Here is an 8,139-nt window from a genome sequence, read left to right on the forward strand (position 1 = left end):
ACTCAGTATTTACAAATGAGAGGCATATGAAACTAGTAAAATTAAAAAAGCTTCCGTGAGGAAGCTGAGTAGTTACGATTTGTGAAGTGAAAAGAAATAGAGCAATCGCTATAAGTACTAGCGGTAACATTAAAATATCTTTATCGATTATAATCCACTCCTTTTTCTATCTACGAATAACCACCAAACGATACATTGTAAAAGCGTCAACCATATAATGAAAAGTATCGAAGATCCATTCAGTGCATATGCAAACTGCTTTACTAAAGATAATGGCTCTGTAAATAAATGAACTGCAAAAAAGCATTGGCTGTGTGCCAATGCTTTTTCATTATCTCTTTTGATTCGGTTTATGTGGTTCATTTGGAGTATGTGGTTTATTATTATCATGACCATTTGTTGTTTTCCAACTTACCGATAACTCCGGACTTGTTTTTTCTTCACTACGCTCAAGTAATACAACTGCATTTTGAATAGTCGGTGTCCCTTTATGTGCAATCCCTTGTAACTTTGTTAAATTTCCTAATACTTTAAAGCTAAACCCACCAGCTGGTGTTTGTTTCGGAATTAAGATGCGGAACTTTTCTCCTACATTAAATTCCGTTTTTGCTTCGCCCTTTTCATTTACAAATTTCGCGCCTTCTGGTGCACCTGTTGCTTGCACTTTATATGTTCCGCTTTTCGCATTTGTTTCCACTGTATATAAACCTGTTTCAAAGAAATCATTTTTCAACACTGCTTGTTGTTCTTCTGACGGTATTACGCTCATCGTAATTTCTTGTAATTCTTCACTAGCACTTGCTTTTGCAACGATATCTTTCGTTACCTTTTCTACATTTTTATTACGGAAATCTAAATCATTAATATCAATTTGTTTTAACGCATTCCATACTGCAAGCTGCGTTGCATAATGTGCCTCTCTCCAATCAGAAACACCTAATTCTTGTGGACTCTTTTGCGGATACCCATTTAACAGTACACGGTATACATTAATATCCACTTTGCCCATTTCCGGTAAATCTTGACCGCTTGGAGATTTCAAATCTACATTTAAGCAAACGGCAATTTTTCCATCTGCTGTTTTAATAAGCTCTGTTCGAATTGGTTTCTTCTTTGACCTACTATAACTCCAATCCATTTCATACTTTGTATGATCCATAACTTCCGCGAATGCTTTTTGAAGTGGAAATAATAAGTTCGCAAATACAAATAAAACACTCAAAAAAGCGGCCATTAGCTTGAACGATCTTTTTATATTCATGTTTACAACCCCTTATGAAATAACAAATTTTCTTCTGCTTATTATTTAGTTAGAAACTTTTTTTATGCATAAGCAAAACAAAAAAGAGTGCAAACTGTTTGCACCCCTTCTCTCCACTATAAGTTTAGAAATCAAAGTTATCAGGATCTGGACCAACGCGATGATTTTCATTTAACGCATCAATTTTCTCCATATCTTCTTTCGTTAATTCAAAATTAAATATATGAGCATTTGCAATAATGCGGTGTTCTTTCGTTGATTTCGGAATTGTTACAACTTCATTTTGAAGATCCCAACGTAAAATGATTTGAGCTGTCGTTTTATCATACTTATCAGCAATTTCTTGTAATGTTTCGTTATCTAATAATTGACCTTGCATAAGTGGTGACCATGCTTCCATTTGAATACCTTGCTCTTTACAGAACGCTTGTAATTCTTTTTGTGTTAAACGAGGGTGATATTCCACTTGGTTAATCATTGGTTTCATTTCTGCACCTGCTAATACGTCTTTCAGATGATGAATTTGGAAGTTACTTACGCCAATTGCACGCACACGTTCTTCTTTATACAGTGTTTCTAACGCTCTCCACGTATCTTTGTATTTCCCTTCTACAGGCCAATGGACAAGATATAAGTCTAAATAATCTAGCTCTAATTTTTTTAAGCTCTCTTCATATGCAGCAAGTGTCGTTTCATATCCTTGATCCGAATTCCACACTTTTGAAGTAATAAATAAATCTTCTCGAGTAATCCCGGCTTCTTTTATACCAGCGCGAATTCCTTCTCCAACTGCTTTTTCATTTCCATAAATCGCAGCTGTATCAATACTGCGGTATCCTGCTTTAATCGCCGATTTTACTGCTTCTACAAGTTCTGGTCCATCTTCTACTTTAAATACACCTAAACCGAACCAAGGCATTTCTACACCGTTATGCAATGTTGTTGTACTTTGTAAATTTTTCATTATATTTTCTCTCCCTTATTTCACTTAATCCCTTTTTTCTAATGTCATACTCCACGCTGTTAAAATTACAGCCCCTGCTACCATGATGCCGCCTACCCAGGCCGTATGAATTAACCCTAACGAGTTCGTTACAATACCGCCCAAGTAAGCACCAAGAGCAATTCCTGCGTTAAATGCTGCAATGTTAATCGCTGATGCCACATCAACAGCACTTGGAACAAATCTCTCAGCCAAGATAACGACATACACTTGTAGCCCTGGAACATTCATAAACGCAAATAGTCCCATAAAAATAATTGTGATGAGTCCAGCGACTTTAAATGGCGCTGTAAATGTTAAAACAAATAATACAATTGCTTGAATAAAGAACATGTAAAATAATGCTCGAATCGGATTATGATTTGATAATTTCCCGCCAACCATATTCCCAATCGCAATTGCAATTCCGTACACTAACAAAATAATTGTAACGGTACTTGATTTAAATCCTGTTACTTCTTGTAATAGCGGAGATAAATACGTAAACGTTACGAATGTTCCCCCGTATCCTAATGCAGTAATAATAAATACAAGTAATAGCCTTCCATTCGTAATCAGTTTGAATTGATCGCGAAATGATACAGACGTACCTTTTTTTAAGTTAGAAGGAATTAGCATACTATTGGCGATTAAGGCAACGATTCCAATTGCCACAATTACCATAAACGATGTTCTCCAGCCAAATTGTTGACCGATAAATGTTCCAATCGGTACGCCTGTAATGGTCGCAACAGTTAAACCAGTAAACATAAATGCAATTGCACTCGCACGTTTATTCTCTGGTACAAGCGCAGCCGCAATTGTGGATCCTATCGACATAAAAACGCCGTGTGCAAACGCAGATACAACCCTTGCGATAAGCAACACAGTAAAACTTGTTGCCACTGCCGCAATTCCATTACCAATAATGAAAATAATCATAATCCACATTAATAACGCCTTTCGCGACATACTAGCTGTTAATGACGTTAATACTGGGGCACCAAACGCTACTCCTAATGCATATAAAGAAACGGTTAAACCCGCTGTTGTAACAGAAACATGTAAATCCTCTGAAATAGATGGTAATAAACCGACACTAATAAATTCGGTTGTACCAATTCCAAACGCACTAATTGCTAGTGCTAATAAAGCAAACATGCTTCTCCGATTCGTCTGTACTACCGAAGAAGATACTGTATATGAATTCAATTGAACTCCTCCTTAATACGAGAAATCCAATCATAATAGTATGAAAAAAGGCCTTTTTTCTTCTACAAAAATAATGTTACTGCTGATATATGCTATTATGAATGGCTTCACTCTTTTTTTGAAGAACGCACTTTAAAGTACGATAGGTACCAAAAAGTAACATAGGCACTTTTTAGTAACGTACTACTCATTTCCCTCTTACGTATGCTATTATGGAACATATTCAACATGATAAAAAGTACGTACTTTAAAGTGCTATAGGTACTTTTTAGTAACATTTAAATTATTTGGCTTCTTTTGTTGGAGAACTGAAATCTATATTCATCAAAGGAGATTTTTTTATATGAAGAAATATAATATTCCCGTTGAAGCGACTTTAGAGGTTATCGGCGGAAAATGGAAAGTCGTTATTCTTTGCCACTTAACGAAAGGTACAAAGAGAACGAGTGAATTAAAACGTCTCATGCCTGGTATTACACAAAAGATGTTAACACAGCAATTACGCGAATTAGAAGAAGACGGAGTTATTCAAAGAAAGGTATACAATCAAGTACCACCGAAAGTAGAATATTCTCTTACAGACTACGGTTGGTCTTTAGAATCCATTCTTGATTCCCTTTGTACTTGGGGCGAATGCCACCTTGAAAAAAGCGGTAACACATCGATGCTAATTACAGAAGGTGAACAATAAAAAAAGGAAAAAATGAACATAAATTTGTCCATTTTTTCCTTTTTTTATTTATATATACGTACCTTTCTAACCTTAACAAAATAATTTATGCGCTTTCACGCCTTGTCAGTACTACATTATACGCTTAATATCAAATAATTAGGAATCATTTTTATGTTAACATAGGTGTATATAGTATATAATATAGGATATATATTATATACACTTTCCGATAAAGGAACTTTCCATTATGCGGACAAGCCATGTATCGGACAGTTCATAAATAATAGGTAGGACATTATGGTTTTGGATTTATGATTTCAGCTTACTTGCTGGCATAAATTTAAAGGCATTTTATTGTGCTTTGTGAAACTTTGTATAAAGTTTCGCAAACGTTTACTATCTTACCTATCAAAAATAAGAGTATTGCTATCGTAAAGGAGAATTGGAGATGCCAGAAACTATGACTCAAACAAAGCCAGAACAAGAAACTGTACAAATTTCTGCTAGCCAAGGACAACTTGATGTACTTGATCAGTTGTTAAAACCTGAGGTACAAGAATCATTAACTACACTAGTAGAACAGCTTCCAAAATTAACTGAGCTTGTTAACATTTTAACTAAGTCTTATGACTTCGCTCAAACTGTTGCTACTGATGAAGTATTAAAAAGCGACACTGTTAGTGCAATCACAGAGCTTGTAGAACCTGTAAAAGATACAGTGAAAGGCATGGCTGCAACTGCTATCGAAGCGAAAGATCGTGCTGACGAAAGCAACGAAGTTATCGGCCTGTTCGGTCTATTAAAATTACTAAAAGACCCACAAGCACAAAAAATGTTCCGCTTTGTGAACGCATATCTTCAAATTAGTGCAGAACGTAACAATAAATAAGTTAACTTATAACAACAATTAGTAAAGACGGGGGATATCATACTATGTCAAAACAAATTGTCATCTTAGGCGCTGGTTATGGCGGTCTTCTTGCCGCTTTAAACGTACGTAAATATTACAGCAAATCAGAAGCACAAGTTACAGTGATTAACCAATACCCAACACACCAAATCATCACTGAACTACACCGCCTTGCAGCTGGTAACGTCGCTGAGCAAGCAATTGCAATGCCACTTACAAAGCTTTTCAAAGGTAAAGACATCGATCTTAAAATCGCAACAGTTGAGTCATTCTCAGTTGATAGCAAAGAAATTAAACTAGCTGGTGGCACTACTTTATCTTACGACGCACTTGTAGTTGCTTTAGGAAGTAAAACTGCTTACTTCGGTATTCCAGGACTAGAAGAAAACAGCATGGTATTAAAATCTGCTGCTGATGCAAACAAAATCTACAAACACGTTGAAGACCGTATTCGTGAATACGCGAAAACGAAAAACGAAGCTGATGCTACAATCGTAATCGGTGGTGGCGGATTAACTGGCGTTGAGCTAGTTGGTGAGCTTGCTGACATTATGCCTAAACTTGCAAAAAGCCACGGCGTAAATCCAAAAGAAGTTAAACTTCTTCTTGTTGAAGCAGGTCCAAAAATCCTTCCAGTATTACCAGACCACTTAATCGAACGTGCAACTACTAGCCTAGAAGCACGCGGTGTTACATTCTTAACAGGTCTTCCTGTAACAAACGTTGCTGGCAATGAAATCGACTTAAAAGACGGTCAAAAACTTGTTGCTAACACATTCGTTTGGACAGGCGGCGTACAAGGTAACCCATTAATCGGTGAATCAGGTCTTGAAGTAAACCGTGGCCGTGCAACAGTTGATGCATACCTACAATCTACTTCTCACAAAGACGTATTCGTTGCTGGAGACAGCGCTGTTGTCTTCGCTCCAGACGGACGTCCATACCCACCAACTGCACAAATCGCTTGGCAAATGGGTGAGTTAATTGGATACAACTTATACGCAGCACTAGAAGGCAAAGCATTCGAAGAGTTCGCACCTGTAAACTCTGGAACACTTGCTAGTCTAGGACGTAAAGATGCTGTTGCTACAATTGGAGCAAGCAATACTCCACTTAAAGGCTTACCAGCATCATTAATGAAAGAAGCAAGTAACGTTCGTTACTTATCACACATTAAAGGTCTATTCAGCTTAGCTTACTAATCTGAATATAAGCCCGAATCATGCCCTGCATGGTTCGGGCTATTTTTGTCCGTAATTTTCTCTAACTTATTTATTCGGCAGAAGAATATTATAACCCTTTTAATTATCTAAATTTACTGATTATTTTATGTCTAAATTGTGTATATGAAAAGATGGAAGTATTCTTCCTACTCCCATCCTTTCACACAAATTATTCTCCTAACTTCACTAAGCTGTAGTTCTTCTTTCCTTTACGAATAATAATAAATCGTCCATCAAATGAATTTTCTACAGTAACATCTGTACCCACATCCGTTACTTTTTCGCCATTCATCGAAATAGCTCCATTATTAATATCCTCACGTGCTTGTCGTCTAGATGGCTCAATTCCTAAATCGACTAGCCATTCTACGATATTTTTCGTCTCCTTTGAAGACTGGAATGTTGGCATCTCTTTAAAGCCCTGTTCAATTTCATCGGCTGTTAACGATTTAATATCTCCGCTAAATAACGCTGCTGTAATTTTCACAGCTTGCAGGAGTGCCTCTTCTCCATGAACGAATTTCGTCATTTCTTCCGCTAATACTTTTTGCGCTTCACGTCTATGAGGCTCTGTTTCTACCTTCACTGCCAATTCATCAATGCGCTCTTTCGTTAAGAACGTAAAGTATTTCAAGTATTTCACTACATCACGGTCATCTGTATTCACCCAGAACTGGTAAAATTCAAATGGTGTTGTTTTTTCAGGATCAAGCCAAACTGCACCACCTGCTGATTTACCGAACTTCGTTCCATCTGATTTCAATAATAACGGAATCGTTAATCCGAATACTTTCGCTTCGTGCCCTTCTAACTTACGAATTAAATCTAAACCACTCGTAATATTTCCCCATTGGTCACTACCACCAATTTGCAGTTGAACATCTTCTTTCGTGTATAAATGATGGAAATCCATCGCTTGCAAAATTTGGTACGTAAATTCCGTGAAAGAAATTCCTGTATCTAAACGACTTGCTACAATATCCTTCGCTAACATGCTATTAACGCTAAAGTTCTTCCCGTAATCACGTAAAAACTCAATAATGTTTATTTCATGTGTCCAGTCGTAGTTATTTACCATCTTCACTTCGCTATTTCCGCCAAAATCAAATAGCTTTTTCATTTGCGCTGTTAACGCATCCACATTATGCTGAACTACTTCTAACGTTTGAAGTTGACGTTCTGATTGACGTCCACTCGGATCACCAATCGTTCCTGTTGCCCCACCAATTAAAATAACTGGATGATGGCCAGCTAACTGGAATCTCTTCATCATCATAAACGGAATTAAATGTCCAATATGCATACTATCACCAGTCGGATCAACTCCGCAGTATAGTGAAATCTGTTTCTCTTCTACTAGCTTACGTAACCCTTCTTCGTCCGTCTGTTGATTAATGGCGCCGCGCCATTCTAATTCATCAATAATATTCATCTTTTGTCATCTCCTCTATTTTTTTGAAAACAAAAAGTCCCTATGTCTATGACATAGGGACGATTATTCACCGTGTTACCACCCAGTTTGTATAAATAGCATAGCTACTCATACCACTCTTAGCAATAATATCGATTGCCAATCCGCTTAGCATTACCTAAGATACTCCAGAGTGTAATTCGCAAGTTTGTTTGTGCTAGGTTCCAGCAACCCCTAGCTCTCTCATTAACAGTGACAAACTGCTACTGGGCTCTTTCAACGTATGTTATTTGTTAAATTATTAGCCATTATATTGAATTGAAAACAAATTGTCAACAATACCCAAATGTTATTTTAAAATAATTCATACTTTTATACGCTTTTAATTCAAAGGTAACTACTCAGCTTTTTCAGACAAAAAAGCAGGCCAAATACATGTTTCCGATTTGAAAACATGAAAAAAAATA

General features: G+C 36.7%; 7 protein-coding genes and 1 other annotated feature. Of the genes, 3 read left to right on the forward strand and 4 right to left on the reverse strand.

Going from position 1 to position 8,139, the window contains the following annotated elements; all coding sequences use genetic code 11:
• Positions 1-331: 331 nt before the first annotated feature.
• The 3 genes from JDS99_RS28975 to JDS99_RS28985 form a co-directional block, all read right to left on the reverse strand.
• Positions 332-1,261 (reverse strand): thioester domain-containing protein, encoded by a 930-nt coding sequence (locus JDS99_RS28975; protein WP_199696249.1) that lies wholly within the window; start codon positions 1,259-1,261, stop codon positions 332-334.
• Positions 1,262-1,385: 124 nt separating this feature from the next.
• Positions 1,386-2,225, reverse strand: coding sequence for an aldo/keto reductase (locus JDS99_RS28980; protein ID WP_060488090.1), 840 nt, complete (start codon positions 2,223-2,225; stop codon positions 1,386-1,388).
• 24 nt (positions 2,226-2,249) lie between these two features.
• Positions 2,250-3,404 carry an MFS transporter gene (locus tag JDS99_RS28985; protein WP_176546149.1) on the reverse strand — a complete coding sequence of 385 codons (1,155 nt, stop codon included), beginning with the start codon at positions 3,402-3,404 and terminating at the stop codon, positions 2,250-2,252.
• A 394-nt stretch (positions 3,405-3,798) separates the two neighbouring features.
• Between JDS99_RS28985 and JDS99_RS28990 the strand changes: the two genes are divergently transcribed.
• The 3 genes from JDS99_RS28990 (at position 3,799) to JDS99_RS29000 (ending at position 6,240) form a co-directional block, all read left to right on the forward strand.
• Positions 3,799-4,146 (forward strand): winged helix-turn-helix transcriptional regulator, encoded by a 348-nt coding sequence (locus tag JDS99_RS28990; protein WP_000760478.1) that lies wholly within the window; start codon positions 3,799-3,801, stop codon positions 4,144-4,146.
• Between the two features lie 430 nt (positions 4,147-4,576).
• Positions 4,577-5,017, forward strand: coding sequence for a DUF1641 domain-containing protein (locus tag JDS99_RS28995; protein ID WP_001115312.1), 441 nt, complete (start codon positions 4,577-4,579; stop codon positions 5,015-5,017).
• A gap of 44 nt (positions 5,018-5,061) precedes the next feature.
• The gene (locus JDS99_RS29000) at positions 5,062-6,240 is read left to right on the forward strand and encodes an NAD(P)/FAD-dependent oxidoreductase (protein WP_000043194.1); all 1,179 of its coding nucleotides are present in this window, start codon (positions 5,062-5,064) and stop codon (positions 6,238-6,240) included.
• A gap of 190 nt (positions 6,241-6,430) precedes the next feature.
• On the opposite strand, the gene tyrS is transcribed toward JDS99_RS29000, so the two are convergent.
• Complete coding sequence (gene tyrS / locus JDS99_RS29005) at positions 6,431-7,693, reverse strand: tyrosine--tRNA ligase (RefSeq protein WP_199696250.1); 1,263 nt, start codon at positions 7,691-7,693, stop codon at positions 6,431-6,433.
• A gap of 52 nt (positions 7,694-7,745) precedes the next feature.
• Positions 7,746-7,961 (reverse strand) — a binding site (T-box leader).
• Between the last annotated feature and the right edge of the window lie 178 nt (positions 7,962-8,139).

The organism is Bacillus cereus group sp. N6 (assembly GCF_016483705.1).
Classification (GTDB): domain Bacteria; phylum Bacillota; class Bacilli; order Bacillales; family Bacillaceae_G; genus Bacillus_A; species Bacillus_A wiedmannii.

Excerpts from the sequence above, each read along its gene's own strand:
- JDS99_RS28975 (WP_199696249.1), bottom strand. The coding sequence starts at position 1,261 with ATGAATATAAAAAGATCGTTCAAGCTAATGGCCGCTTTTTTGAGTGTT.
- JDS99_RS28980 (WP_060488090.1), bottom strand. The coding sequence starts at position 2,225 with ATGAAAAATTTACAAAGTACAACAACATTGCATAACGGTGTAGAAATG.
- JDS99_RS28985 (WP_176546149.1), bottom strand. The coding sequence starts at position 3,404 with ATGTTTGCTTTATTAGCACTAGCAATTAGTGCGTTTGGAATTGGTACA.
- JDS99_RS28990 (WP_000760478.1), top strand. The coding sequence starts at position 3,799 with ATGAAGAAATATAATATTCCCGTTGAAGCGACTTTAGAGGTTATCGGC.
- JDS99_RS28995 (WP_001115312.1), top strand. The coding sequence starts at position 4,577 with ATGCCAGAAACTATGACTCAAACAAAGCCAGAACAAGAAACTGTACAA.
- JDS99_RS29000 (WP_000043194.1), top strand. The coding sequence starts at position 5,062 with ATGTCAAAACAAATTGTCATCTTAGGCGCTGGTTATGGCGGTCTTCTT.
- tyrS (WP_199696250.1), bottom strand. The coding sequence starts at position 7,693 with ATGAATATTATTGATGAATTAGAATGGCGCGGCGCCATTAATCAACAG.